This window comes from Verrucomicrobiia bacterium, from assembly GCA_036268055.1.
GTDB lineage: Bacteria > Verrucomicrobiota > Verrucomicrobiia > Limisphaerales > Pedosphaeraceae > DATAUW01.
Window position 1 is genome coordinate 172,947 of sequence record DATAUW010000001.1, and the last position, 25,044, is coordinate 197,990.

Genomic DNA, 25,044 nt, shown 5'->3' on the forward strand with positions numbered 1-25,044 from the left:
GCGTCACTTTTTCGGCGCGAAAACTATCGGCTGATCGTGGTCATGGCGCGCGCTGCGCACCCAATCGCCGGTGTCAAAAAAGGCGATGAAGAGCATAAAGGCGATTAGAATCACCGCACAAGTACTTTGCAACCCATTCAGAAGCCGCGCGCTCACCGGTCGGCGCCGCACCGTCTCCACCAGCGCCAGCGTGATATGCCCGCCGTCCAGCACCGGGAACGGCAGCAGATTCAAGAGCGCCAGGTTCACATTCAACACCACGCTGAACCACAACACCCGCCGCCAACCATTGTCCGCGTCGAAAAAATTCTTATACGCGCGAATGATCATCACCGCGCCGCCAAGTTGCTGCACGCCCACGTCCGAGTGCGGCGAAATCAAAGTCTTCACCGTCGCAAAAATTTGCCCCGCGCTCTCGGACACCTGGTCCACCGGCGAAGGATGCGTGAGCGTTTCGTCATTATTGATCAGCCACGCGGTGATGCCAAACGAAGGCGGAGCGTCTGCGGGAGCCACGGGTTTTTCTGCAAGTAATGTGCGGTCAAACGTGTTCGTGCCGCGCTGAATGGTAAAAGTCGCCGGCTTGATCGGCCCATTCGTCAGCATCAACTCCGCGTTCATCAACGCTTCCGGCGAATAAACTTTCTCCCCATTGAACGCGATGACTTCATCCCCGTCCTTCAACCCCGCCGCCGCCGCCGGGCTATTCGTGGCCACATCCGCGATGACCGACGGACTCGCCGCCGCGATCAAAATTTTCCGCAGCGATTTGCGTTCATACCATTTCGTCGGTAATTTCACCGGCGTCACCTGGGTTGCCATTTCCTTGCCGTCGCGAATATATTTGATCTCAATATTTTCGCCTTCGCTCGTGACGATGCGCCACGTCACACTGTCCCGCGCCGGTGGAGCAAATTGCGTCACGGTGTGTCCGTCCACCGCCACGATTTGATCGCCCGGCCGCAAACCTGCTTTCCACGCGGGCCCGTCTTGCTCCACCCAGCCGACCACGGTCGAATCCTTCGCCTTCGGTTCCGGTTTTCCCACGCCCCAAACGATCACCGCAAACGCAAATGCCAGTCCAAAACTAAACAGCGGTCCCGCCACCGCCACGATGATTTTATCCAGCGCGGAAATGTTCGCCAGCGGCTCCGAACTTTTTTCGGTCTTGCCCTCGATGATTTCCATCGGCGCCATTTGCGGCAACTGCACGTAACCGCCCGCCGGGATCGTGCCCAGCACATATTCCACACCGTTGATTTTTTTCTTCCAGAGCGGCTTGCCGAACCAGACCGCGAACCGCTCGATCTTCAGCCCGCGCCAGCGCGCCGCCAGAAAATGCCCCAGCTCATGCACAAAGATGAGCAAATTAAATAGGAGCAGAACCTCCAAAATCACAAACACCGTTTTAATAATATGCATATTTCCTAATTCGAGGCATTACGCGATGCCTGCCTAATATACCTAAATAGGCCGCAGTATCAATATTAGAACGGCAGAAGCCTTTCAAAAATGTAATGGTATTTAACGGTATTTTATGGGCCCAAACCGGCCTCATCGCCCGGCGTCCTGCCGCGCCCACGCATCCGCTTCCAAAATTTGCTCCAAGGTCGGATGCGATACCAACGCATGCCGGTCCATCGTGCGCCCGACAATTTCCGTAATCTGCGGAAACGTGATTTTCCGGTTTACGTACGCTTCCACCGCGATTTCATTCGCCGCATTCAACACCGCCGGCAAAGTGCCGCCCACTTCACCCGCGCGCCGCGCAAGGTTCAACGACGGAAACCGCTCCACATCCGGATCCTCAAACGTCAACGTACCCAGCTTCGCCAAACTCGTCTGCACACGTGCGCTCGATGCCCGCTCCGGATACGTCAGCGCGTATTGAATCGGCAGGCACATGTCCGGCGTGGACATCTGCGCGATCATCGAGCCGTCCACAAATTCCACCAGCGAATGCACCACGCTTTGCGGATGCACCACCACCTTCACGCGCGCCATTTCAATGTTGAACAACCACCGCGCCTCGATCATTTCCAGCCCCTTGTTGAAAAGCGTCGCCGAATCAATCGTGATTTTTTTGCCCATCACCCACGACGGATGCTTCAATGCGCGCTCAACCGTGATGCCCGCAAATTCTTCTTTCGGCGTCTTGCGGAATGGGCCGCCCGATGCCGTCAGCCACAACGCGCGCACCGAGTCTTCCGGCTTGCCATCGAGGCATTGAAAAATCGCCGAGTGTTCGCTGTCCACCGCCAGCACGCGCACGCCATACTTGCACGCCTCGTTCATCACGATTTCGCCGGCCATCACCAAAATTTCCTTCGACGCCACCGCAATATCTTTCCCCGCGCGAATCGCCGCCAGCGCCGGCTGCAATCCCGCCGTGCCCACGATCGCTATCAACACAATGTCCGCCGACGGCAGCGTCGCCAATTTCAACAAACCCTCCGCACCGCAATAAACATTCGCCGAAGTGCCGAGCGTATCCTGCGCCTCCTTCGCCTTCGCGGGATCGCTGATTGAAATCGCCTCCGGCTTATGCCGCCGCGTCTGCTCCAGCAACAACTCCAAATTATTCCCCGCCGCCATACCCACAATGCGAATCCGGTCCGGCAAATCATCCGCGACCTTGATCGTGCTGGTGCCGATGGAACCCGTGCTGCCCAATAAAACCACTTTTTTCATTTTAGATTTACGATTTACGACGACAACTCAATGGGAGGGCGAGCGTACTCGCGAGCCCTAAAATTCCACACACACGCCATCTTCGTCCACAAGTCCACCAGACCCACCGCTTCTCATTAACCCCCGGCTTCAGCCGGGGGAGAATCCAACCCCAAAAATAACTATCCCGAGCGAAGCGAGGCAAGCCCGTACCCTCGCACAAAACGAAACGAATGGTAGATTCAAAAGCCCTTCAAAACGTGCCGCAAATACAAATACATAATCGGCGCATTAAACAACAAACTATCGAGTAAATCCAAAATCCCACCGATACCGGGAAAAATTCTACCAGAATCCTTCACCCCAGCTTCACGTTTAAAAATAGACTCGATCAAATCTCCAATCACCGCCGTCGCACTAAGCACGATTCCCAAAATGACCGCATGCACCCAATTCATCGAAGGCATTCTGCTTCCCGCAAAATGCACAAACACCACACTCGCGATTCCCGAAACCACAATCGCGCCCCCAAAACCTTCCCAGGTCTTTCCCGGGCTGATTCGCGGAATCATCTTGTGCTTTCCGATCAGCGAACCCACCGCGTACGCGCCCGCATCACTGAACTTGGTGATCAACACGAAATACAAAACATAAAAATGCCCGTCGCCATCCACGTGCCGGAAATAATTTATTTTTTGAATGAAATTCAAAAGCCACGGCACATACATCAACCCAAACAAAGTCGCCGCGATGGAAAAGATGGCCGTGTTATTGATCTTGGAAAGAAATTGCCGCACGCACAAACCAAGCACGAACAAAATGAGAAACGTCGTTTCAAAATCATTCACGCGCGCGGGAGAATTATTCAACCCCAGCATCCCGTTCAAATTGAAAAATGTCCCGACCATCAACAGGCATCCACCCGCCAGCCCGGAATATTTGAAGCACGTCTGCCCGCATTTCTCGACCAGCCCGTAAAATTCCCAAAGCCCCGCGCCCGCGAGCAGCACCATGATCACCAGGAACACACAATCGGAAATAATCTTCTGCCCTGAAAATAATCCCGCCAGAATCACCGTCCACAATACGACGAAGCTCAGCAACCTCCGAAAAAATATCTGCCGCTTGGAAAGCTTGGGCGCGGTTGGACTGATCTCATTCGGCATACGCGCACAAATTTAGCGCTTTGCCTCCGTTTCGGCTATCACAAACCGCCGAATCGCCGATGCCGCTTCGCATAATCTTCCAGCGCCACGAAGAATTGCGGTTTGCGAAAATCCGGCCACAACGTCGAAGTCACCACCAGTTCCGCGTAGGAAATTTGCCACAACAAAAAATTGCTCACGCGCATCTCGCCACTCGTGCGGATCAACACATCCGGGTCCGGCCATTTGCGCGTATATAAATGGTCGCCAAAAACCTGCTCGGTGATTTCTGCCGCATCCAACTCGCCCTTCTTGACCTTCGTCGCCACGCTGCGGACCGCCTCCACGATTTCCGTGCGGCCGCCATAACTCAACGCCATGATCAAAGTCAGGCCGTTATTTTTCGCCAGCGCTTCCTGCGTTTTTTTGAACTGCTTCTGCACGAACTCCGGCAACCGATGAAGCTGGCCGATAGCTTCGAGTTGCACGTTGTTGCGATTGAGTTCGGGAAGTTCGTTCTTGAGATAATGCGCCAGATATTTCATCAGCGTATCCACCTCGTCCTTGGGCCGGTTCCAATTCTCCACCGAGAACGCGTAGAGCGTCAGATATTTGATGCCCAGTTCCCCCGCCGCGCGAATGATCGCGCGCACGGATTCCGCGCCCATGCGATGCCCCTCGACGCGTGGCAAATGCCGTTGCTTTGCCCAGCGTCCGTTGCCGTCCATGATGATCGCCACGTGGCGCGGCAGGCAGGCCATCGCCTCGGCGCTCAGATGAATGGCGGCCGCGCTCATGGGCTAAACGAAAATTGTCTGCTCGCGCGCCGGTCCGACCGATGCGATCGCCAGCTTCGCTCCCGTCAACTCCGCAATCGCCTTGAGATAAGACTTCGCCTTGGCCGGCATTTTTTTCCAATCGCGGACTTCATGCGTCGGCGTTTTCCAACCGGGAAACTCCGCGTAAATCGGTTCGCATTTCGCGAGCGTCTCGATGTCGTTTGGAATGTAATCGTAACGTGTCGAGCCCAGTTTATAACCGATGCACACCTTGATGGTTTCGAGCGAATCGAGCCCGTCCAAATTCGTCACCGCCAGTTCATCAATGCCATTCACCATCGTCGCGTGGCGCGTCGCCACCGAATCGAACCATCCGCAACGGCGCGCACGGCCCGTCGTCGAACCGAACTCACGCCCCATCGCGTGCAGCATGTCCGCAATCTCCGCATTCTCCGTCAGCAACGGCCCCTCGCCCACGCGCGTCGTGTAAGCCTTCATCACGCCCACCACGCGGTCCATGCGATTCGGCGCCACGCCGGAACCCGTGCACGCGCCGCCCGCCGTGGTGTTCGACGACGTCACGAACGGATACGTGCCGTGATCAATGTCCAGGAAAGTTCCCTGCGCGCCTTCGAATAAAATATCCTTGCCCTGGCGCATCGCCTTGTCGAGCAGCACCACCGTGTTCGTCACGAAAGGACGCAACCGCTCGCCCGCCGCGCGATAAGCCGCAAGCACTTTGCTAAAAGAAATCGGTTTAGCGCCGAACGCCTTCAGCACTTCATTATTTTCTTTGATGCGCAATTTCAACTGCATCGCAAAACGCTCGGGATTGATCAAATCTATCATGCGCAGTCCGGTTCGCGCCGCCTTGTCGCCATACGCCGGGCCGATGCCTCGCTTGGTCGTGCCGATTTTATTTTTGCCCTTGAGCATTTCGCGCTGCTCATCCAATTCACGATGATAAGGAAAAACCAGGTGCGCCGTCTCGCTGATAAACAAATTTCCGTTCACGCCCACGTTCAATTTGAGCAACCCGTCAATTTCCGCGACCAAACTCACCGGATCAATCACCACGCCATTGCCGATCACGCAAGTTTTTCCCTTGCGCAAAATCCCCGACGGAATCAGATGCAGCACATATTTTTTCGGGCCGATGAAGACCGTATGACCGGCGTTATTGCCGCCCTGGGTTCGCACCACCACATCGGCCTGCTCCGTGAGCACGTCAATGATTTTGCCTTTGCCTTCATCGCCCCACTGGGCGCCGACCAGAATTGTATTCGCCATAATGATTCAACCGAAAAACGCGCAGCCGCACTTTGCAACCGCCAGCGTCACGCGCGTAAAACTGCAATAAAAATCCCCGAACTGTAAATTCGGGGCGAACGCACGGTATTTACAGACAGAAACTAGAGAGACTCCCCCACCGTGTCAACGCCCGATTCGCAACGAATCCATGACAAATTATTTTCGCCAAAAAGCACCCGCCACCAACTCGCCCGAATAAACAAACCCCCATTCCTCATCCCATCAAAATCCCTTCTTCATCCCCCTCTGCGCCTCTCGCGTCTCTGCGCCTCTGCGTCAAAATCCGCTCTCCAACCCACAGTTCGTGACCGCGTCCACCGCCACCAAAAAAACTTCCCCCCACCCCACATTGCTTTATTCTATCCGCATGTCTTGGCCCGCTGATTATCACATGCACACGCCCCTCTGCCAGCACGCAGTCGGGCAGCCGACCGAATACGCCGCTCACGCCGTCGCGCGCGGCTTGACCGAAATCGGCTTCTCCGACCATTCGCCCATGCGCAAAGACAACTTCGACGAATGGCGCATGAACACCGATAAACTCGGTGAATACGTCGAAAACGTGCGCCGCGCCCAAAAAGATTTCCCCCAACTCACCATCAAGCTCGCGCTCGAAGTGGATTACCTGCCCGGCCAGGAAGATTGGATCCGCGAACTCGCCCGCATGCACCCGTGGGATTATTTCATCGGCTCCGTCCACTACGTTTCCGAATCATGGGCGATAGACAGCCCGCACCAACTCGCCGAATGGAAAAAGCACGACGCTTACGAAGTCTGGTCCATGTATTTCGATTGGCTCACCCGCGCCGCCGACTCCGGTCTCTTTGAAATCATCGGCCACGCCGATCTTCCAAAAAAATTCGGCATCTATCCCGACCGCGATTGCACCTCGCTTTTCGAACGCTTCCTCGAAACCGCCTCGAAGAAAAATGTGGCCATCGAACTCAACACCGCCGGCCTGCGTAAAGATTGCAAAGAAATTTATCCCAGCCCAAAACTTCTCCGCCTCGCCCGCGAAAAAAATGTTCCCATCACCTTCGGCTCCGACGCCCACGCCCCCAGCGAAGTCGGCATGAATTTCACCGAAGCCATTCAACTTGCCCGCGAAATCGGTTACACCGAGTCCTGCCGCTTCACGCAAAGGAAACGCGAGTTCAAAAAATTTTAACGCACATCAGATTCCCATCTCCGAACGGACCGCGGCTCTGTGAGCCGCAGCAATGTACGCCAAGATTGCCGTTTCCAATTCAGCCCAACGCAGCCCCATAAGTCCATTTTTACGCCATCTCTTCGCATCGCACTGTGCCCACTAGACTTTTCCCCGTCACTTTGCAAAACTTCGCCCCGTGAAACAAACCATCGTCACTTTGGATCTTGAAGGCGTCCTCGTCCCGGAAATCTGGATCGCCGTCGCCGAAAAGACCGGCATCCGCGAACTCCGCCTCACCACGCGCGACATCCCCGATTACGACGTCCTCATGAAAGGCCGCCTCCATCTGCTCGACCAGCACGGCCTCAAACTTTCCGACATCCAGCAAGTCATCTCCACCCTGCGCCCCCTGCCCGGCGGCGCCGAATTTCTCGCCGAACTCCGTTCGCTCACCCAGGTCATTATCTTGTCCGATACCTTCGAGGAATTCGCGCAACCGCTCATGCGTCAACTCGATTGGCCCACGCTCTTTTGCCACAAACTCGAAGTCGTGAACGATCGCATCGTCAACTACAAGCTTCGGCAAACCAACCAAAAAGCCAAAGCCGTCGCCGCCTTCAAAGATTTAAATTACCACGTCGTCGCCGCCGGCGATTCCTTCAACGACACCGCAATGCTCATGGAAGCCAACCTCGGCTTCTTCTTCCACGCCCCCGTCCCCATCCAGCAACAATTCCCCCAATTCAAAGCCGTTGACGAATACGCTGATTTACTCCGTCTAATTAAAGAAGCGCTGAAATAAAGAATTTTACCTGCCAATCCACGACCGGCTATTCCTCATCCATTTCAACAAAATCCCTCTCCATTCTGCGTCTCTGCGTCAAAATCCCCTTCACCAAAAATCTTAATCCTCCGCCTTCGAATCCCGCGACATCAAATCCCGCACGCCCTTCGCCACATCTTTCCCCTCGTAAAGCATCCGATAGACCTCATCAATCACCGGCGTGCTCGCCTGATGTTTCCGCGCCAGTTGATACGCTGAGCGCGACGTCGGGTAACCTTCCGCCACCGTCACCATCGAGCCCAGCACCTTTTCGAGTTGTTCGCCCTTGCCCAGCCGTTCGCCAAATCCACGATTACGGCTCAGCTTGGAAAAACACGTCACCGTCAAATCCCCCAGCCCGCTCAAGCCGCTGAAAGTATCCGCCTGCGCGTTGCAAATCACGCCCAGGCGGCGCACCTCCGCCATCGCCCGCGTGATCAATGCCGCCTTTGAATTGTCCCCGAAACCGAGCCCGTCACAAACTCCCGCCGCGATCGCGATCACATTTTTCAACGCCCCGCCCAGCTCCACGCCCAGCACATCCGCAGTCGTGTAAACGCGGAACGCCGGGCGATGAAACAGTTGCTGGACCAGCGCCGCCGTCTCCGCGTCCGTGCTTGCCGCGACAATCGCCGTCGGCATGCCCCGCGCGACTTCCAGCGCAAACGTCGGCCCCGACAAGGCCGCGCACTTCGCCTTCGGTGCCGTCTCCCCCAGCACCCCGCACATGGTCAACCCCGTCTCAGGTTCAATTCCCTTCGTCACGCTGATGACCGTGCCCGTGAAGTCTGCAAAATTTTCCGTGACCGCCCGAAATGCCTTCGACGGCACCGCCGCAACGATCACTTCACTGTCGCCAATCGCTTTTTTCAAATCCGCTTCCACCCGCCAGCCTTGCGGCAATTCCACACCCGGCAAATAACGCTCGTTGCGATGCGTGCGGCCAAGTTCCTCAAGCCGTTTCGCGTCGTGTCCCCACAGCGCAATTTTATGCCCATTTTGATGTAGAATGATCGCAAGCGCCGTTCCCCAGGCGCCCGAGCCCAGCACAGTGATTTTGCTCATGACATTTCCTCCGCTTCCGGCTCCGCGCGTTTTTGTCCCATTTTATTTTCCGTCCCATTCATCAACCGCACGATGTTTGCCTTGTGTTTATAGATTGCCAGCACGCCCATCACGGCGGTGATGACGACCATGCGCATGCTGTAGCGATGCACCAGCCAAGTGGCGAATGGCAGCACCGCCGACGCCGCGATGGACCCCACCGACACATAGCGCGTGAGTTTGCACACGATGATCCACGTGGACAAACTGATCACCAACGCCCACGGCACCAGCGCCAGCAACACACCCGCCGAAGTCGCGATTCCCTTGCCGCCCTTGAATTTCAACCAGCACGTATAATTATGGCCAAGGATCACCGAGATCGCCGCGATGATGTTCAAATAATCCCGCGACGCCTCCGGCACGTTTAACAATGCCGGGTCAAAAATTTTGCACACGATCACCGGCAGCATCGCCGCCGCAAACCATCCCTTGAAAGCATCTGCCAGCAGCACCGCTGCGCCCCAGGTTTTGCCGAGAATGCGAAAGGCGTTCGTCGCGCCGATGTTCCCGCTGCCCATGGCGCGAATATCCAACCCCTTCGCTCGGCCCGCCAAATAGCCGCTCGGAATCGAACCGAGTAAATACGCGGCGAACGCAGTTATCAGACAAACAGCAATATCCACGCGGTCATTTTATGGAGATACTTTTGCGAAGTTCAAAGTTTAAAGTTCGGATAACGTCAAATGATATTAAATTTAATTCTGCATGTGAAAAAAACTTCCCAACTGAAAACTTGAAACTCCTACCCTAGCTCTCGGATAAACTTTGAACTTCGGCCCACCACGCCGTATAAATTTCCCATGTCATCCATTTTGAAAGTGGCGGTCATCGGCGCGGGTTCCCTCGGCAAGGAACACGTTCGCATCTATGCCGAGATGGCGCGTGCCGGCCTGATCGAGTTCGTTGGGCTTTATGATTCCGTCATCGAGACAGCGCAAAAGATCGCCGCTAAAAACGACGTGCGCGCTTTTTCTTCCGTCAGCGAAGCCGCGCAGGCCAGCGACGCCCTCAGTCTCGTCACCCCCACGACCACGCATTACGAACTCGCCAAAATGCTGCTCCAACAAGGCAAGCATGTGCTCGTCGAAAAACCGATGACGGACGATGCCGCGCAAGCTGCCGACTTGGTCCAAATCGCGCAGCAAAAAAAATGTGTGCTCCAGGTCGGCCACATCGAACGCTTCAATCCAATTTTCAAATACCTTGAAAGTGTCGCCACCGAACCGCGTTTTATCGAGGCCCATCGCCTTTCGCCTTTTCCCGCGCGCAGCACAGACATCGGCGTGGTGCTCGACTTGATGATCCACGATTTGGACGTCGTGCTCGCCTTCGTTAAATCGCCGGTGACGAGCGTGGATGCCGTCGGCATTCCTGTGCTCAGCAAATCCGAAGACATCGCGAACGCGCGGTTGCGCTTCGCCAACGGCTGCGTCGCCAATCTCACCGCGAGCCGCATCAGCCCCGAGCGCATGCGCAAAATCCGCGTGTTCAGCGGCGGCGCAAACACCAGCTACGTCTCGCTCGATTATCGCGCGCAGGAGGGTTACATCGCCCGCATCGCCCGCGACGGCGAAGAGGAATCTTCGCTGCTGAAAAAATTATTTTCCGCCAAGGATTCGATGATTGTCAGCGAGTTCGCCGGCAAACGCATCGTGCGCGAGCCGGTGCCGATTCAAAAAGCCGAACCGCTTAAAGTGGAATTGCAAAGTTTCGTGGATTGCGTGCAGGCGCGCCAGACTCCCGTCGTCAGCGGTGAAGCCGCAAAACTCGCGCTCGACCTCGCGTTCGAAATCACCCGGCAGATTCAGCAGATTCGCTGACCACACGCATGGGCTTTATTTTTATTCTACCGTTGGCGGCGCTGGCAGCGTGGTCCATTTTTTCCATCTATCGCTGGCTGCGGCGCGGGGGATACGAGACGAAATGGTGGCGCGCCTTCGCGTCGCTCTCGGCGATTGGACTTGCTGTAGGAATCTGGCTCGCATTCTTTTTTCATTACACTGTCGCAAAAATTTCCATGCAGGGATTTCCCATTCCCGTCGTCGTCGTCACTCATTCGCAAACGGATGGCGCTCTCGTCACGTCCAACATGCCGTTCACCATTGAGTGGAGCGGACGCATCACTGACATCCTCAGCGGGATTGCCCTTTGCCTCGCGCCGATTGCAATAGCGGCGTTCGTCCGCGAGAACCGCGGCAAGCTCATGCCCGAAGGCAAGCCATGATTCCCACGCGCTTCATGGTGATCGCCGGTGAAGCCAGCGGTGACGAACTCGCCGCCGAACTCGTCAGGGAACTGCGCGCCGGAATCGAACGCCGGGTTCACGCCAGCAACGATCTGCAACCTTGCAACTCCAGTCTTGCGCCCCGCTTTTTCGGCGCGGGCGGTCCGCGCATGGCTGAAGCCGGTGTGGAACTCGCCTTTGATCTTACCCAGCATTCGGTCATTGGCCTCGACTTGCTGCAAAAATATTTTCAATTCCGCAAACTGTTCCATCGCTTGTTCGCCCTGGCGTTGGAGCGCGAGCCGCACGCCATCATCTGCGTGGATTTTTCTGTGTTCAACAGTATGTTTGCCGCCGCGATCAAAAAGCACGTGCGCGCCCGGCGCGGCACGTTTAATAATTGGGAGCCGCGCGTCATCAAATATATTTCGCCGCAAGTCTGGGCGTCCCGCGAAGGCCGCGCTTATCAGATCGCGCGCGATTTTGATTTGTTGCTGAGCATTTTCCCGTTTGAGAAAAAATGGTACGCCTGTCGCGTGCCCAGCCTTCACGTTGAGTTTGTCGGACACCCCCTGCTCGACCGCTACGCCTTCGCCCAAAAAAATGACTCGAATTTAAGTCCGCAAAATCCTTCGATTGTCCTGCTGCCCGGCAGCCGCCAGCGTGAATTGGAACGCCACCTGCCCATCATGCTCGAAGCGTTCACCAAAATTCGCGCCGCGATTCCCTTCGCCTCGGCGACCGTCATTCTGCCCAGCGCCGAACTCTCCGGGAGCGCACGCCATCTGATTTCCTCCACGCCCTCGGTGCAGATTCAAACCGGTGGATTGCCGGAAGCCTTGCGCACCGCGACCATTGCCATTTCCAAGACCGGCACGATCACGATGGAATGCGCCTGTTTCGGCCTGCCCACGGTCACGCTCTACAAAACTTCCTGGGCGACCTACGAAATCGGCAAGCGCATCGTCAAAGTCAAATCACTGACGATGCCGAACCTGCTTGCCGGCGAACCAATTTTCCCCGAGTTCATTCAAAACGACGCCACGCCCGAAAAAATTTCCACCGCCGCGCTCGAACTGCTGCGCAACGAATCCGCCCGCCAGCGCGTTCGCGCCCGGCTCGCTGAAATCATGACTTCGCTCGGCGGTCCCGGAGCCAGCCGCCGCGCGGCGGATGCCATATTGAATCTGTTGCCACGATGAGTCGCGGCGCTCGCGCAAAGCCAGCAGATTGAACAAAAGACCCTCCTCGTTCGTCATTTTGTTATATATTTTGCGGAGAATCAAAAATTCCACCCGTAGCGGCGGTCTATTGCCACTGATCTTTGCGATAAAAAAGTTTGAGTAGTGAACACCAGCAGGTTCATATTTCCTTGTTGAAGCATCAACGCCCATCGCGGTCATTTCGTTTGTGTCCGATAATCATCGTGGCCATCGCGTGCGTCTTTGCGCTGAGCGCCCGCGCCGCGGACGATCCCGCCGGCATCGAATTTTTCGAAAATAAAATCCGCCCCATCCTCGTGGACGATTGTTACAAGTGCCACAGTCAGCAGAGTGCGAAGGTCAAAGGCGGCCTGTTGCTCGACACTCGCGAAGGCGTGCTCAAAGGCGGCGATACCGGCCCTGCCATCAAGCCCGGTGATCCCGATCAAAGTTTGCTCATCAAAGCCGTCCGCTATAGCGATCCCGATCTGGCGATGCCACCGAAAAATAAAAAACTCTCGCCGGAAAAAATCGCCGCGCTCGAAGCCTGGGTGAAAATGGGCGCACCCGATCCGCGCGCTGGCAGATCGCAAGCCGCTCTAATTTACGAAAAAGCCCGCACGCATTGGGCCTTTCAACCGGTCCATGAACCCGCGATTCCTGAAACAAAAAATGCGCGCCTGGTAAAGACGCCCGTGGATAATTTTGTCCTCGCGCGGCTTGAAGCTGCGAATCTTCATCCCTCGCCCGAGGCCGACAAACGCACTTTGATTCGCCGCGCGACTTTTGACCTGATCGGTTTGCCGCCGACGCCCGATGAAGTCACCGCGTTCGAGGCCGACCGGTCGCCCGAGGCTTTTGCCAAGGTCGTGGACCGCCTGCTCGCTTCACCGCGATACGGTGAGCGCTGGGGCCGCCACTGGCTCGACGTCGCGCGTTATGCCGACACGAAGGGCTACGTTTTCGAGGAAGACCGGCACTATCCCTATTCCTATACCTATCGCGATTACGTCATCCGCGCCTTCAACGAAGACCTGCCTTACAACCAATTTCTCAAGGAACAAATCGCCGCCGACTTGATGACGAACACCGACAAACGTCCCCTCGCCGCGCTCGGCTATCTCACGCTGGGCCGGCGCTTCATCAATAACATCCATGACATCATTGACGACCGCATTGACGTTGTTTGCCGCGGCATGATGGGTTTGACGGTCGAATGTGCGCGTTGCCACGACCACAAATACGATCCCATCCCGACGCGCGATTACTATTCGCTCTACGGCATTTTCGACAGCTCGGAAGAACCCGCGCAAGAACAAGAGCCGCTGCTCGGCATGGATGCGCCCGCCAAAGCCCACGCGGAATATTTGGCGGAGCGCAAGAAGCGCGAAGACGAGCGCGATAATTACCGGCACAAGCAGGAAGTCGCGATGTCCGAACAACTGCGCCATGAGGCGGGCGATTATCTTTTCGTCGCGTATCAGGCACAATCGCTTAAGGACAACGGGCAAATAGATGACCTCGCTCGCAAAGCCAAGCTTGATCCCGAAGTGCTCCATCGCTGGCGGGATGGCCTCGCTCGCTGGCGTAAAAATTCGCAGCCAATCTTCGCGCCGTGGTTTGCTTTCGCCGCCTTGAACGAAACCAATTTTTCCGCACAGGCTGGCAAAGTCACCGCCAAAATTTCCACGAACACCGATGGCTCGGTGAATCCCTTCGTTGCCAAAATATTCACGAACGCTCCCGCCTCAATGAAAAATGTAGCCGAACAATATGGCAAATTGTTCGTCGAGATTGATGAGGAATGGACTCGCGTCTCTCACGAGACGAATGCGCCCGCTCACCTCACTGATCCGGCGCGCGAATCGCTCCGCCAAATATTATATGCCGCCGATGCGCCCGCGAATTTGCCTACGGGCGAGTTTGATCGCCTCTACGATACACCCACCGGCCAAAAACTCCGCGCCTTGCAACGCAGCGTCGCGGAACTTGATGCCACCCACCCCGGCGCGCCGCCGCGTGCGATGGCTTTGCTGGACCGGCCCAATCCGCATGACGTCCATATCTTTATTCGTGGCAACAGCGATAATCAAGGCGCCGATGCGCCTCGCGAATTTTTGGAAATTCTCTCCGGCCCAAATCGCAAACCGTTTCGCCAGGGCAGCGGCCGCCTCGAATTGGCGGAAGCCATCGCCAGCCCGGACAATCCGCTCACCGCGCGCGTATTCGTCAACCGCGTTTGGCTCCATCATTTTGGAAGTGCGCTGGTGTCCACTCCGAGCGACTTCGGTCTGCGCTCCGACCCGCCAACGAATCCAGAACTGCTTGATTATCTCGCGGCGCGTTTCGTCGCGGACGGCTGGTCCATCAAAAAACTGCACCGTCTCATCATGCTCTCGTCCACCTATCAGCAATCGAGCGACAATAATCCGGTAAGCGAAAAAATTGATCCCGGCAACCAGCTCTACTGGCGCATGAATCGCCAGCGGCTGGAATTTGAGGCCATGCGCGATACTTTTCTCGACGTCTCCGGCAAGCTCGACCTGACGATGGGCGGCCATGCCGTGGACATCACCGATGCCGATTCCACGCGCCGCACAGTCTACGGTTTCGTGGATCGCCAGAATCTTCCCGACCTTTTTCGCGCGTTTGATTTTGCCAGCCCGGATGCCAGCAGCCCGCGCCGTTTTTACACGACGGTTCCGCAACAGGCCTTGTTCCTGATGAACAGCCCGTTCATCATCGAGCAGGCGAAAAGCCTCGCCGCGCGTCCCGATCTTAAATCCATCACCAGCGAGCAACAACGCGTGCGCCGCCTCTACGAACTCGCCTTTCAACGCGAGCCGAACCGCGAAGAAGTTCAACTCGCAAAAGATTTTATTGATGAGCAGGCGAAGGATTCTTCCACACCCGCGTCAGCCAGGCTCGATGCCTGGCAAAAATATGCGCAGATCATCCTGCTCGCGAACGAATTGGTCTTCGTGGATTAAATCCGCCTTCGCCTCACGCTTGCGCTTGCATGCGCGGCGGGTTTGAATTATCTCTTGGCCAACTTGAAAAAAACCGGCCGCCCAGAAATTCCGCGCAAGACGATTTACCGTCTCTCCATTTATCTGCGCTGCCTCGCGCGGCTCAAGGACAACGGCATCCGCACCGTGTCGAGTGAGGCGCTCGCCAAGGTGGCCGGCGTGAAATCCACCCAGCTTCGCAAGGACCTCACTTACTTCGGCCAGTTCGGCACGCGCGGGCTTGGCTACGATGTCGAGCAGTTGTCGCGGATGATTTCCGACGAGCTTGGAACCAAAGGATTGCAACCTGTGGTGCTCGTGGGCGTCGGCAATCTCGGCCTCGCGCTTCTTTCCTATCGCGGTTTTGAAAAGGAAGGTTTTGAAATCGTGTCGGCCTTCGACATTGATCCCAAGCGCAAGCGTGACAAAAAAATCACCCAGGAAATTCTCGGCATGGATAAGATCGCCGACTTCATCCGCGAACATAATGTGCGCATGGCGATTCTCACCGTCGCCGCCGCCGCCGCGCAGGAAGTCGCAAACTCGCTCGTGCAATGCGGCATCACGGGGATCTTGAATTTCGCGCCGATTGTCCTGCACGTGCCCGAGGAAGTGATGGTCAACAATGTGAATCTCGCCATCGAGTTGGAAAACCTGAGTTATTTCATTCAGGATTGACGAGGCTTGCATGACGACTCTTATGCAGAGACGCATGACAGCAAAAATAAAGTGGGCACAAATTCTTCTGCTGGTAATTTCATGCACGGCTTTGCCTGCGCTCGCTGGAGAAATTAATTCACCGGAAAATGTCGCCACAAATTTGGCCGCGCAAGCGCTGACGAATTCTGCCGCGATGGAGATTATCACATCGTTAACCACCGAGATTGGCCCGCGATTGGACGGTTCGGAAGCCGAAAAGCGCGCCGCGGCATGGGCGCAGCAGCACATGGAACAACTCGGCTTCGACAAGGTTTGGATCGAGACGTTTCCATTGGAACACGGCTGGGTGCGCGGAATTGAAAAAGCGGAAATCACCAGTCCCTCGCCGCAGCCGTTGATTCTCACCGCGCTCGGCGGCGGCGTGGCGACGCCATCTGAAGGATTGGAAGCGGAAATCGCGTTGTTCAAAACGTACGCTGAACTTCTCGCCGCGCCCGCCGGATCGCTCACCGGAAAAATTGCCGTGGTGACCCAGCGCATGGTTCGCACGAAGGACGGCGCGGGTTATTCCGCTGCCGGTAAAATTCGCACCGCTGGCCCGGTAGAAGCCGCGCGACGCGGCGCGGTTGGATATTTATTGCGCTCGCTCGGCACGGATGGCGTGCGGCGTCCGCACACCGGCGGAACGCATTATGTGGAGGGCGTGCCAAAAATTCCGGCGGCGGCCCTGTCCGCGACGGATGCCGAACAACTGGAACGCCTCACTGCCTTAGGCAAACCGGTGCGCGTGAAAATGACTTTGACGCCGCGCGACCTCGGCCCGGTCACCAGCCAGAATGTGATCGGCGAAATCAAGGGACGCGAGAAACCGGACGAAATAATTCTGCTCGGTGCGCATCTCGATTCCTGGGATTTGGGGACGGGCGCGATTGATGACGGCGCGGGGGTGGCGATTGTGCTGGCCACGGCAAAGTTGATTCACGATTTGCCGGAGCGCCCGCGTCGCACCATTCGCGTGGTGCTTTACGGCTCGGAAGAAACGGGACTTTTAGGCGGAAAAGCTTACGCAAAAATGCACGCCAGTGAGTTGACAAATGTGGTCATCGCGGCGGAACCGGATTTGGGTCAGGGACCGATTTACCAATTTCAAACCGGCGTGACCAATGCGGACGAACCCAGCCTCAAACGCATCGCAGCCGCACTGACGCCGTTGGGAGTTTTACCCGGTGATAATTTATCGCACGGCGAGTCGGACATTGAACCGCTTTTTGAAGCGCACGTTCCCGTGGTCACCCTCGCGCTGGATGCCTCGGATTATTTTGATTATCACCACACGCCGGACGATACGCTCGACAAAATCAAGCCCGAGCGCATCAATCAAAGCACCGCCGCGTACGCGGTGTTCACGTATTTCGCGGCGGAACTGGACGGCGATTATCGCGCGCCGGCAAAGAAGTAAATTACTTCGCGGGCGCGGGCGTTTCACCAGCGGGCTTTGGAGCGGCAACTTTCACCTCAAGATGCAAATCGCGAAGTTGTTTCGGCTCCACGTGCGCGGGCGAATCGGTCATGAGATCAGTGCCCTTCGCCGTTTTTGGAAACGCGATGACGTCGCGGATGCTCGGTGTGCCGCAAAGGATCGCGATCATGCGGTCGAAGCCAAGCGCGATGCCTCCATGTGGCGGCGCGCCGTAACGAAACGCTTCAAGCATGTAACCAAAACGCGCCTTCACCATGTCGGCGGGAATTTGCAGCACGTCTTCAAAAATGGTTTTCTGCACGTCGGGTTGATGAATACGAATCGAGCCGCCGCCCAATTCGGTGCCGTTGACCACAATATCATAATGCTGCCCGCGGACTTTTTTTGGATCCGTCTTGAGCAGCGGAATATCATCGGTGACCGCGGCGGTGAACGGATGATGGCTCGAATACCAGCGGTTCTGTTCCTTGTCGAAACTGAGCAGCGGAAAATCCACCACCCACAGAAAATCGAAACGGTCGGCGGGAATGTTGAGCTTGCCCTGCCCTTTCAAAACCTCGGCGCAATACAAACGAATCTTGCCGAGAATTTCGCAGGCGTTGAGCCATTGATCGGCGGCGAACAAAATCAAATCGCCTTCCTCGATGCCCAGCTTCTGCGTCAGCGCGGCTTTTTCTGCGTCGTTGAAAAACTTTACGATCGGCGATTTCCATTCGCCTTTCTCGACCTTGATGAACGCCAGGCCTTTCGCGCCGAAACTCTTCGCGTATTCAGTCATTGTCTCGATTTGTCCTTGCGTCGCGCCCGCGAGACCTTTCGCATTCAGCGCCTTCACCACGCCGCCATTGGCAATCGCGCCGCTGAAAACCTTGAATGAACTCGCGCGAAATTCCTCGGTGAAATCCACCAGTTCCATGCCGAAACGCGTGTCCGGCTTATCAATGCCAAAACGATTCAACGCTTCCGCGAACGTGAGGCGCTTGAACGGCGTCGGGATGTCCATGTTCAACGCGGTTTTCCAGACGCGCTTGAGCAAGCCCTCGATGAGCGCATAAATATCTTCGCGCTCGATGAACGACATCTCGATATCAATTTGCGTGAACTCAAGCTGGCGGTCGGCGCGCTGGTCTTCGTCGCGATAGCAGCGCGCGAGTTGGAAATAACGCTCGACGCCCGCGACCATCAAAATCTGCTTGAACTGCTGCGGCGATTGCGGCAGCGCGTAAAATTTTCCCGGCTCACGGCGGCTGGGCACGAGAAATTCGCGCGCGCCTTCGGGCGTGGATTTGAAAAGCGTCGGCGTTTCGACTTCCAAAAAACCCTGCTCATCCATGAACACGCGCGCGGCGGTGGCGACCTTGCTGCGCAGGCGAAGATTGCACGCCATTTCGGGGCGGCGCAAATCGAGGTAACGATATTGCAGGCGCAATTCCTCATTCACCTTCGCGGCGACTTCAGGATCGTCCACCGGGAACGGCAGCACCTCGGCCATGTTCAAGACTTCGAGAGCGGTGACGCCAATTTCAACTTCGCCGGTCGGGATTTTTGAATTGTTCGTGCCGGACGGACGATGGCGGACTTTGCCCGTGACGCTCACAACACATTCGCTTCGCAACGCGGCCGCGCGGTCAAAAAGTTCCTTGGGCAAATCGGACGGATCAAAAACAGTTTGCGTGCGGCCCTCGCGGTCGCGGATGTCAATGAAGATGAGTCCGCCGAGGTCGCGGCGGGAATGTACCCAGCCGGAAAGCGTTACGGTTTGCCCGATGTGCGCGGGGCGAAGTTCGTTGCAATGATGCGTTCTTTTCATGAATAACGAACGAGCAGTTTGGCCGAGAACCGGGGATTATTCAAAGAGAAATTTTGGGACGGAATTGAACCGCGGAGGCGCCGAGGCGCGGAGAAAGAAATTAAGCGGATCGCTTTATGGAAGCAACCCGACGCAATAAAGCTCGTGCGCGTCGCGCAGGTAGAGTTTGCCGTCGGCGTAAGCGGGGTTACACCAATTTTTGCTGCACACTTGCGCGATGGAGATTTCCTTGAAGGCCGTTGGATCGGCGGCAAATAAAACCAACTCGCCACCATCGGTCAGTGCGAGAATATTTTTGCCCATCACGATAAACGCCGCATGCGCTTGCCCCGCGGAAGTATTGATATAACCGGCATGCGACCAGGCTTGCTTGCCGGTTTTGCCGTCCACGCAAATGAAATTTTTTTCCGGCCCGAGACCGTAGAGATAATTCCCCACCGCCACCGGACTGGAAAAATTCATCGCGGAATCCTTGCTCTGCCACGACCGCGTCACGCCCCAGTCCGCGCCGGTGTGGCTGAGTTGAAAGCCCATCATCCCCAACTCTTGCGAGGCCACAAAAATATTTTCGCCGATGATCACCGGCGTCGTGACGTGGCGCGAAAAACTGGTCTTGAGCGGCGGCGTGCGCCAAAGCAATTTGCCATCGCTCAAGGCGAGACCCAAAAGCGCGTCCGCGTTGAAATCCACCAGCTGGCGCGTCCCGTCAATCGTCACCACGACCGGCGCGGCGTACGACGCCTCATCGTTCTGCGATTTCCAAATCACTTTGCCGGTCGCCTTTTCGAAGCACACCACGCTCTCACCATTCGTGCCGCCGACAGGCGCGAACAGGCGGTCGCCGTCAATCGCGGGCGAGCCGTCGTTGCCGTGGCGCGTCGCGCCCTGCGCATTGCCGCGCTCGCCAAAAAATGCGGCGCTGAAATTCGTGGTGTAATTCACGCTCCACAATTCCTTCCCGTCGGAGATTTTCAGACAGCGCAATTCGCCGCGGCAGGATTGCGCGTAAACGCGGTCGCCGCCCGCCAGCGGCGTGCAGCGCGGCCCGGGAAGGCTTTGCGAATCCGAATGAACCTTGTCAATGTCCGCCTGCCAGAGGGGTTTTCCGTCCACGGCTTGAACCGCGTGCAATGTCTCGCGATCACCTTGCGCATCCGAATAAAAAACTTTTCCCTCCGACACTACCGGCGACGAAAGCCCAAAACCAATCTTAATATGCCAAATAATTTTCGGATCCGCCGGTAACGTCTCCGGCACCGCAACACCTTCCGGCACATGCCCCGTGCGCTCCGGCCCGCGCCATTGCGTCCAATCACCGGCGAAGCCACGGGAAACGAACAGCAAAACACCAAGCGTGGCCGCGCGTAAAGTTTTCATAAGGAAATTCAGGCGGGAATTATTGGCGTGGTCAAGCCTGAAACGAAGTCAATCAATTCCCGGCAGATCTTTTCTCCACCCACTCGCTGTCGGTCTGAGCCCATCCAGAGAGAAACTGCAGGCGTGGAAACAAGGATAAAGGAAATTTTTTGGCGTGACTTCCGATATAGTCGTATAACTTGTCTTTCAGAGTCAGCTCTTCATAAAGATAGTTGAGTCTCCATCGCATGGTGATTTTATCTGGCTGGACCACTATAAAAACTTTTCCTTCGCCGGGTTTCAAATGGCCGTATATCTCTGGATCGATCATTCCGGAAGTAACTGAAGGTGTCATAAACGCATTCCTTGGCGCCGAATCCGGCTGAGAACCCAGCATATAACCCGTTACGGAAGCCGGCCCACTGTTCGTCAACATCCACAACGCCCGGGGGTAGATGACGGTCTTCGCTCGGCCCATCAGCATAACCAATAAAAATGAGATTAACATGCTGCGATGAAGAACTGCCCCAAAAAAACAAGCTGCTGATAATTCCTGCTGAGATCAAAAGCAGCCATAGCCAGCGGTTACGCATTGTGGCCACCCGCCCATTTCGGCGGATTCTTGAGTTGATAAAGCGTCTCGCCCGCCTTGCGCACGAGCAACACGCCTTCATCTTCGCGATTCGCGAAGGACTCGATGTCTATCGTCGCGGGATCGCGATAGCCCAGATTGATGGCTTCGCATTGCTCGCGCGGAATTTGCGTGGCAAGCGTCACCTTCGCGCGGCAATGTTCGACGCCATTCTCATACGTGCCAATGCCGCGCACGTGGGTGGAATGCGCCAGCACGCCCCACGGGTAATGTTTGAACTTGTCCCATTGCTTCAAAAAATAATCGCGGCAATGGTAGCCGACCTCGTTGATCGTGTTGCCGTGGCTCACGCAAACTTCGGTGATGTGCGGCGCGTAGATGATCAGTTCGCCGCCGTCGGCAAGCACCGGCTCCAATTTATACATGCACTTTCCCGCCGTCCAAATTTCGTCATACATCTTCGGCGCGCACGACAGGATGGTATGAAACGGACGGTCTTTATAAGTGATATGCGTCTGGCGGGAAAGTTCGCTCGCCTGGTCCCACGCGCTTTCCGGAGTTCCGGCGACCAATCCCGCCAGGCGTTTCTCGGGATCAACCACCAGGCAAAAACAAAGTTTGTCCACCTTCACCATCGCCCCGGCTCGATCAACCACCTTGCGCACCGGCGTCCATTTGGTGCCGATGATCATGGGATTCGTCACGACGGCGCCAAGCCAGTGGAAAAAATTCAAAATCTCAGGACCGCCGACGCCGGGAAATAAATATTTATTGCCGCCGGAGAAACCGACAACTTCGTGCGGAAACACCGGGCCGACGATGATGATCTGGTCGTAATCAAAAACGAGCCGGTTGATCTCCACCGCCACATCCATCGCGAACAAGCCATCAGTCAGTTGGGAAATTTCGGACGCGGGAATGGTGCCGATCTGTTGGAGCGCGGCGGGATTGTTCCACGCGTGATTGTGAAATTTGACTTGCGCGTAAGTCGAGCGGCGCTCTTCCTCAGTGATTTCCAGCCGCTGGCAAATCGCCGCCTCCGACATCGGCTGATGCGTGCCGAGCGCGATCAGAATATCGAACGCCCCGGTGACCGGCCCGATCTGGCGAAAGAGCGTTTGAAACAGCAAACCCACCGGCGCGGTGCGCGTGCCGTCGGGAACGATGACGAGGACTTTGCGCCCGCGATAATTTTTCGCCGGACACGCTTGTGCGAGAACATCGGCCACCTGCCCAACGGTGACACTGCCACCCGCCGGCGCGGATTGAGAAATAGTATGATGCACCGTCAAAAGTTAATGGATATTATGAAAATTGCCATGTCCAAAAACCGTAAAAAATTTCCAAATAGTATTGAGGAAGTATCGCCCTAAAAATTTGAAACTAATTTTTAACCGCGGAGACACGGAGGCGCGGATAAAAGAAAACTGAGAGTAGAAGCTGACTTTTTCTAAAAAAATCCGTGTTAAATCCGTGGCTGAAAATCCCTTCTCCCATTGGCCGTCCACAAGGACCTGCGCGCCTCCGCGGTTCAAATAGAATTTAGACTTAGATCGTCTGCGCAAGATACCCGCCATCCACGCGCACGTCCGTGCCAGTGACGAAACTGCTCGCCTTGTGACTGGCCAAAAAAATCGCGGCGCCGATGAGTTCTTCCGATTTGCCAAAGCGCGCCATCGGTGTGTGGCCGAGGATGGACGCGGCGCGAGCGGTGGGCGTGCCGTCTTCATTGAACAGCAGGCGACGATTTTGTTCTGCGGGAAAAAAGCCGGGCGTGATGGCGTTCACGCGCACATTTTTGGTGGCCCATTCGCGCGCGAGAAATTGCGTGAGGCTGATGACCGCTGCTTTCGCCGCCGAGTACGCGACGACGCGCGAGAGCGGCACACCCGCCGAGACACTGCCGATGTTGATGATGCTGCCTTTGCCCCGGCTGACCATGCCGGGCCCGAACTCCTGGCACGGCAACAGCACGCCGCCGATCAGGTTCAAATCGAAATTCGCCTGCCAATCGGCCACGGCGATCTGGTCGAAAGTACGTTCGCCAGTGACGGTGACCTTGGGATCATTGCCCCCGGCGGCGTTGACGAGAATGGAAGGTGCGCCAAAAGCTTTTTGAACTTCCTGATGCGCTTGGCGAAGGCTGTCGCGCGAGACGGCGTCGGCGGTGAAGAAGCGCGCGTTACCACCAGCGGACTGAATGCGTTTGACACAGGCTTCGCCGCGCTGGGCATTGCGGCCGAGCACCGCAATTTTCGCGCCCGCCTGGCCGAGTCCTTCAGCAATGGCGCCGCCCAATGCGCCGGTCGCGCCAATGACAATCGCGGTTTCGCCTGAGAGATCAAATAAGTTCATGGTGGGGGGATTGTGTGGGTATGCAAGCGGTGGCGGAAAGATAATTTTTAACCGTGGAGACACCGAGGTGCGAAGAAAAAACGAACGGGCGGAGAACAATTTATTTTGAACTGCCGGAGAGTCCGAAGATTCCGGCGACGGTGGCGATGAGGCCGGAGACGCTCATCCAAATCGTGCGGCTGCTGTGCGAACCGGTGAAGATATGATGAAGAATGGAACTGGTGGATTGCGCCGAATTATATCCAGCCACGAGCAAGGCGATGCCGCCCACCAAAAATGCCATAGCCACCATTTTGTTCATCTCGAATGGTTATAGCAGGGTTAAAAAAATTTGCACTAGCGTTGAGAGTTTCTCTGGAACAATTCACCGCTGGATATTGGCCTGCGGTTGGTCTAGGCTTTTCTGATGTCTATTTTGCCGAGACCGGAAGTGATTTTGACCCATGAGAGCGATCTCGATGGGTTGGTGGCGGGCGTGTTGTTGCAACGCCTGGCGCAGAAACTTTTTGGCGACAAGGTCCGGCTCGAAGCGTTCCATTATAATAATTGGAAACAACGCGAGTTGCGCGAAAAGTCGGCGTGGGTCACCGATCTGAATTTCGAGGCGCGCCTCGACAAGCCGAACTGGGTGGTGATTGACCATCACACGACGGAAGCGCCGGCCAAAAACGCGCATTTGATTCATGACTTGGGCAAGTCGGCGGGGTTGTTGTGCTACGAATTGTGCAAGGAGCACGGATTGGGTTCGCCGGCGCTCGACCGGCTGGTGCATTTGAACAACGTGTCCGATTTGTTTTTGGAGAACGATCCCGATTTCGAGATGGCGAATGATTACGCGAACCTGGTGAAGGTTTATCAGTTCTGGAATTTGCATTCGCTCATCAAGGGGCGGCTGGAGGATTTGCTCGATCATCCGCTGCTCGAAGTGATGGCGGTGAAGCGGCGAGTGGAGAACCCGATGGGCTTTGCATGGAGCCGCGACAATGTCACGGAACTCAGCCCGACGATCGGCTACGTGGACACCATCATCGGCAATAACAATTTGATCGTGCATCAATTACTTGAGGAAAAAGCGACGCCGTATCCGGTGTTGCTCACCTTGTTCCGGCGCACGAACGGCGTGGTGATCGTGAGTTTGCGCAGCCGAAATGGCGAGGCGTTGAAGATCGCGGAGAAATTGCAGGGCGGCGGTCACGCGAACGCCTGCGGCGCGACGCTGCCGAAGTCGGTGAGAAATATTCCCGACGCGCTGGTTTATTTGCGCGAGACGTTGAATCCGAAAAAGGATGAACGGTTGAATAGTCTGGAGAGTCTTTTTGATTCGATGGGGCGATAAACTTAGTTTTAAGTTTTCAGCAAAAAACTGAAAACT

22 protein-coding genes are annotated in these 25,044 nt (G+C 56.1%); 9 read left to right on the forward strand and 13 right to left on the reverse strand.

From position 1 onward, the window contains the following. Positions 1–3 precede the first annotated feature (3 nt). The 5 genes from rseP to VH413_00735 all read right to left on the reverse strand — a co-directional run bounded on the left by rseP (position 4) and on the right by VH413_00735 (position 5,884). Entirely contained in the window at positions 4–1,422 is a 1,419-nt protein-coding gene (rseP, locus tag VH413_00715) for an RIP metalloprotease RseP (protein ID HEX3797191.1), read from the reverse strand. Between the two features lie 132 nt (positions 1,423–1,554). After that, positions 1,555–2,691 carry a 1-deoxy-D-xylulose-5-phosphate reductoisomerase gene (locus VH413_00720; GenBank protein HEX3797192.1) on the reverse strand — a complete coding sequence of 379 codons (1,137 nt, stop codon included), beginning with the start codon at positions 2,689–2,691 and terminating at the stop codon, positions 1,555–1,557. A 221-nt stretch (positions 2,692–2,912) separates the two neighbouring features. Beyond that, positions 2,913–3,836, reverse strand: a complete 924-nt coding sequence (locus VH413_00725; protein ID HEX3797193.1) for a phosphatidate cytidylyltransferase — start codon at positions 3,834–3,836, stop codon at positions 2,913–2,915. A gap of 38 nt (positions 3,837–3,874) precedes the next feature. Further along, positions 3,875–4,612, reverse strand: a complete 738-nt coding sequence (locus VH413_00730; protein HEX3797194.1) for an isoprenyl transferase — start codon at positions 4,610–4,612, stop codon at positions 3,875–3,877. Between the two features lie 3 nt (positions 4,613–4,615). Continuing rightward, positions 4,616–5,884 (reverse strand): adenylosuccinate synthase, encoded by a 1,269-nt coding sequence (locus tag VH413_00735; protein ID HEX3797195.1) that lies wholly within the window; start codon positions 5,882–5,884, stop codon positions 4,616–4,618. A 388-nt stretch (positions 5,885–6,272) separates the two neighbouring features. On the opposite strand from VH413_00735, the gene VH413_00740 reads away from it, so the two are divergent. Further along, positions 6,273–7,073, forward strand: coding sequence for a histidinol-phosphatase HisJ family protein (locus VH413_00740; protein ID HEX3797196.1), 801 nt, complete (start codon positions 6,273–6,275; stop codon positions 7,071–7,073). Between the two features lie 178 nt (positions 7,074–7,251). Beyond that, positions 7,252–7,857 carry a bifunctional phosphoserine phosphatase/homoserine phosphotransferase ThrH gene (thrH, locus tag VH413_00745; GenBank protein HEX3797197.1) on the forward strand — a complete coding sequence of 202 codons (606 nt, stop codon included), beginning with the start codon at positions 7,252–7,254 and terminating at the stop codon, positions 7,855–7,857. A gap of 102 nt (positions 7,858–7,959) precedes the next feature. On the opposite strand, the gene VH413_00750 is transcribed toward thrH, so the two are convergent. Both VH413_00750 and plsY read right to left on the reverse strand, forming a co-directional pair. Continuing rightward, complete coding sequence (locus VH413_00750) at positions 7,960–8,943, reverse strand: NAD(P)H-dependent glycerol-3-phosphate dehydrogenase (GenBank protein HEX3797198.1); 984 nt, start codon at positions 8,941–8,943, stop codon at positions 7,960–7,962. Then, positions 8,940–9,608: a glycerol-3-phosphate 1-O-acyltransferase PlsY gene (gene plsY, locus VH413_00755; protein ID HEX3797199.1), complete on the reverse strand. Its 669-nt coding sequence runs from the start codon at positions 9,606–9,608 to the stop codon at positions 8,940–8,942. The genes VH413_00750 and plsY overlap by 4 nt, the downstream gene beginning before the upstream one ends. Positions 9,609–9,785: 177 nt before the next feature. On the opposite strand from plsY, the gene VH413_00760 reads away from it, so the two are divergent. The 6 genes from VH413_00760 (at position 9,786) to VH413_00785 (ending at position 17,538) form a co-directional block, all read left to right on the forward strand. Continuing rightward, on the forward strand, positions 9,786–10,805 hold the full coding sequence (locus VH413_00760; GenBank protein ID HEX3797200.1) for a Gfo/Idh/MocA family oxidoreductase: 1,020 nt from the start codon (positions 9,786–9,788) through the stop codon (positions 10,803–10,805). Positions 10,806–10,813: 8 nt separating this feature from the next. Next, positions 10,814–11,209, forward strand: a complete 396-nt coding sequence (locus VH413_00765) for a hypothetical protein (protein HEX3797201.1) — start codon at positions 10,814–10,816, stop codon at positions 11,207–11,209. Beyond that, entirely contained in the window at positions 11,206–12,411 is a 1,206-nt protein-coding gene (locus VH413_00770; protein HEX3797202.1) for a lipid-A-disaccharide synthase, read from the forward strand. The genes VH413_00765 and VH413_00770 overlap by 4 nt, the downstream gene beginning before the upstream one ends. 137 nt (positions 12,412–12,548) lie before the next feature. Beyond that, entirely contained in the window at positions 12,549–15,401 is a 2,853-nt protein-coding gene (locus VH413_00775; protein ID HEX3797203.1) for a PSD1 and planctomycete cytochrome C domain-containing protein, read from the forward strand. A 63-nt stretch (positions 15,402–15,464) separates the two neighbouring features. Continuing rightward, entirely contained in the window at positions 15,465–16,097 is a 633-nt protein-coding gene (locus tag VH413_00780; protein HEX3797204.1) for a redox-sensing transcriptional repressor Rex, read from the forward strand. 91 nt (positions 16,098–16,188) lie between these two features. Next, positions 16,189–17,538, forward strand: a complete 1,350-nt coding sequence (locus VH413_00785) for a M20/M25/M40 family metallo-hydrolase (GenBank protein ID HEX3797205.1) — start codon at positions 16,189–16,191, stop codon at positions 17,536–17,538. Between the two features lies 1 nt (position 17,539). On the opposite strand, the gene aspS is transcribed toward VH413_00785, so the two are convergent. The 6 genes from aspS to VH413_00815 form a co-directional block, all read right to left on the reverse strand. Next, positions 17,540–19,369, reverse strand: coding sequence for an aspartate--tRNA ligase (aspS, locus tag VH413_00790; protein HEX3797206.1), 1,830 nt, complete (start codon positions 19,367–19,369; stop codon positions 17,540–17,542). A gap of 114 nt (positions 19,370–19,483) precedes the next feature. Next, entirely contained in the window at positions 19,484–20,746 is a 1,263-nt protein-coding gene (locus VH413_00795; GenBank protein ID HEX3797207.1) for a PQQ-binding-like beta-propeller repeat protein, read from the reverse strand. Positions 20,747–20,798: 52 nt separating this feature from the next. After that, positions 20,799–21,233, reverse strand: a complete 435-nt coding sequence (locus VH413_00800) for a hypothetical protein (protein ID HEX3797208.1) — start codon at positions 21,231–21,233, stop codon at positions 20,799–20,801. A 77-nt stretch (positions 21,234–21,310) separates the two neighbouring features. Next, positions 21,311–22,603, reverse strand: coding sequence for a lactate racemase domain-containing protein (locus VH413_00805; protein ID HEX3797209.1), 1,293 nt, complete (start codon positions 22,601–22,603; stop codon positions 21,311–21,313). Between the two features lie 262 nt (positions 22,604–22,865). Then, a complete protein-coding gene (locus VH413_00810) occupies positions 22,866–23,672 on the reverse strand; it encodes an SDR family NAD(P)-dependent oxidoreductase (GenBank protein ID HEX3797210.1) in 807 nt (268 codons plus the stop codon). A gap of 100 nt (positions 23,673–23,772) precedes the next feature. Then, positions 23,773–23,955 carry a DUF3185 family protein gene (locus tag VH413_00815; GenBank protein ID HEX3797211.1) on the reverse strand — a complete coding sequence of 61 codons (183 nt, stop codon included), beginning with the start codon at positions 23,953–23,955 and terminating at the stop codon, positions 23,773–23,775. A 123-nt stretch (positions 23,956–24,078) separates the two neighbouring features. Here VH413_00815 and VH413_00820 point away from each other — a divergent pair, with 123 nt between their 5' ends. Beyond that, on the forward strand, positions 24,079–25,008 hold the full coding sequence (locus VH413_00820) for a DHHA1 domain-containing protein (GenBank protein HEX3797212.1): 930 nt from the start codon (positions 24,079–24,081) through the stop codon (positions 25,006–25,008). The last annotated feature ends 36 nt before the right edge of the window (positions 25,009–25,044 follow it).

Bases quoted from the DNA above. Each gene is read 5' to 3' on its own strand.
- rseP (HEX3797191.1), bottom strand. From the start codon at position 1,422: ATGCATATTATTAAAACGGTGTTTGTGATTTTGGAGGTTCTGCTCCTA.
- VH413_00720 (HEX3797192.1), bottom strand. From the start codon at position 2,691: ATGAAAAAAGTGGTTTTATTGGGCAGCACGGGTTCCATCGGCACCAGC.
- VH413_00725 (HEX3797193.1), bottom strand. From the start codon at position 3,836: ATGCCGAATGAGATCAGTCCAACCGCGCCCAAGCTTTCCAAGCGGCAG.
- VH413_00730 (HEX3797194.1), bottom strand. From the start codon at position 4,612: ATGAGCGCGGCCGCCATTCATCTGAGCGCCGAGGCGATGGCCTGCCTG.
- VH413_00735 (HEX3797195.1), bottom strand. From the start codon at position 5,884: ATGGCGAATACAATTCTGGTCGGCGCCCAGTGGGGCGATGAAGGCAAA.
- VH413_00740 (HEX3797196.1), top strand. From the start codon at position 6,273: ATGTCTTGGCCCGCTGATTATCACATGCACACGCCCCTCTGCCAGCAC.
- VH413_00750 (HEX3797198.1), bottom strand. From the start codon at position 8,943: ATGAGCAAAATCACTGTGCTGGGCTCGGGCGCCTGGGGAACGGCGCTT.
- VH413_00760 (HEX3797200.1), top strand. From the start codon at position 9,786: ATGTCATCCATTTTGAAAGTGGCGGTCATCGGCGCGGGTTCCCTCGGC.
- VH413_00765 (HEX3797201.1), top strand. From the start codon at position 10,814: ATGGGCTTTATTTTTATTCTACCGTTGGCGGCGCTGGCAGCGTGGTCC.
- VH413_00770 (HEX3797202.1), top strand. From the start codon at position 11,206: ATGATTCCCACGCGCTTCATGGTGATCGCCGGTGAAGCCAGCGGTGAC.
- aspS (HEX3797206.1), bottom strand. From the start codon at position 19,369: ATGAAAAGAACGCATCATTGCAACGAACTTCGCCCCGCGCACATCGGG.
- VH413_00795 (HEX3797207.1), bottom strand. From the start codon at position 20,746: ATGAAAACTTTACGCGCGGCCACGCTTGGTGTTTTGCTGTTCGTTTCC.
- VH413_00800 (HEX3797208.1), bottom strand. From the start codon at position 21,233: ATGTTAATCTCATTTTTATTGGTTATGCTGATGGGCCGAGCGAAGACC.
- VH413_00810 (HEX3797210.1), bottom strand. From the start codon at position 23,672: ATGAACTTATTTGATCTCTCAGGCGAAACCGCGATTGTCATTGGCGCG.
- VH413_00815 (HEX3797211.1), bottom strand. From the start codon at position 23,955: ATGGCATTTTTGGTGGGCGGCATCGCCTTGCTCGTGGCTGGATATAAT.
- VH413_00820 (HEX3797212.1), top strand. From the start codon at position 24,079: ATGTCTATTTTGCCGAGACCGGAAGTGATTTTGACCCATGAGAGCGAT.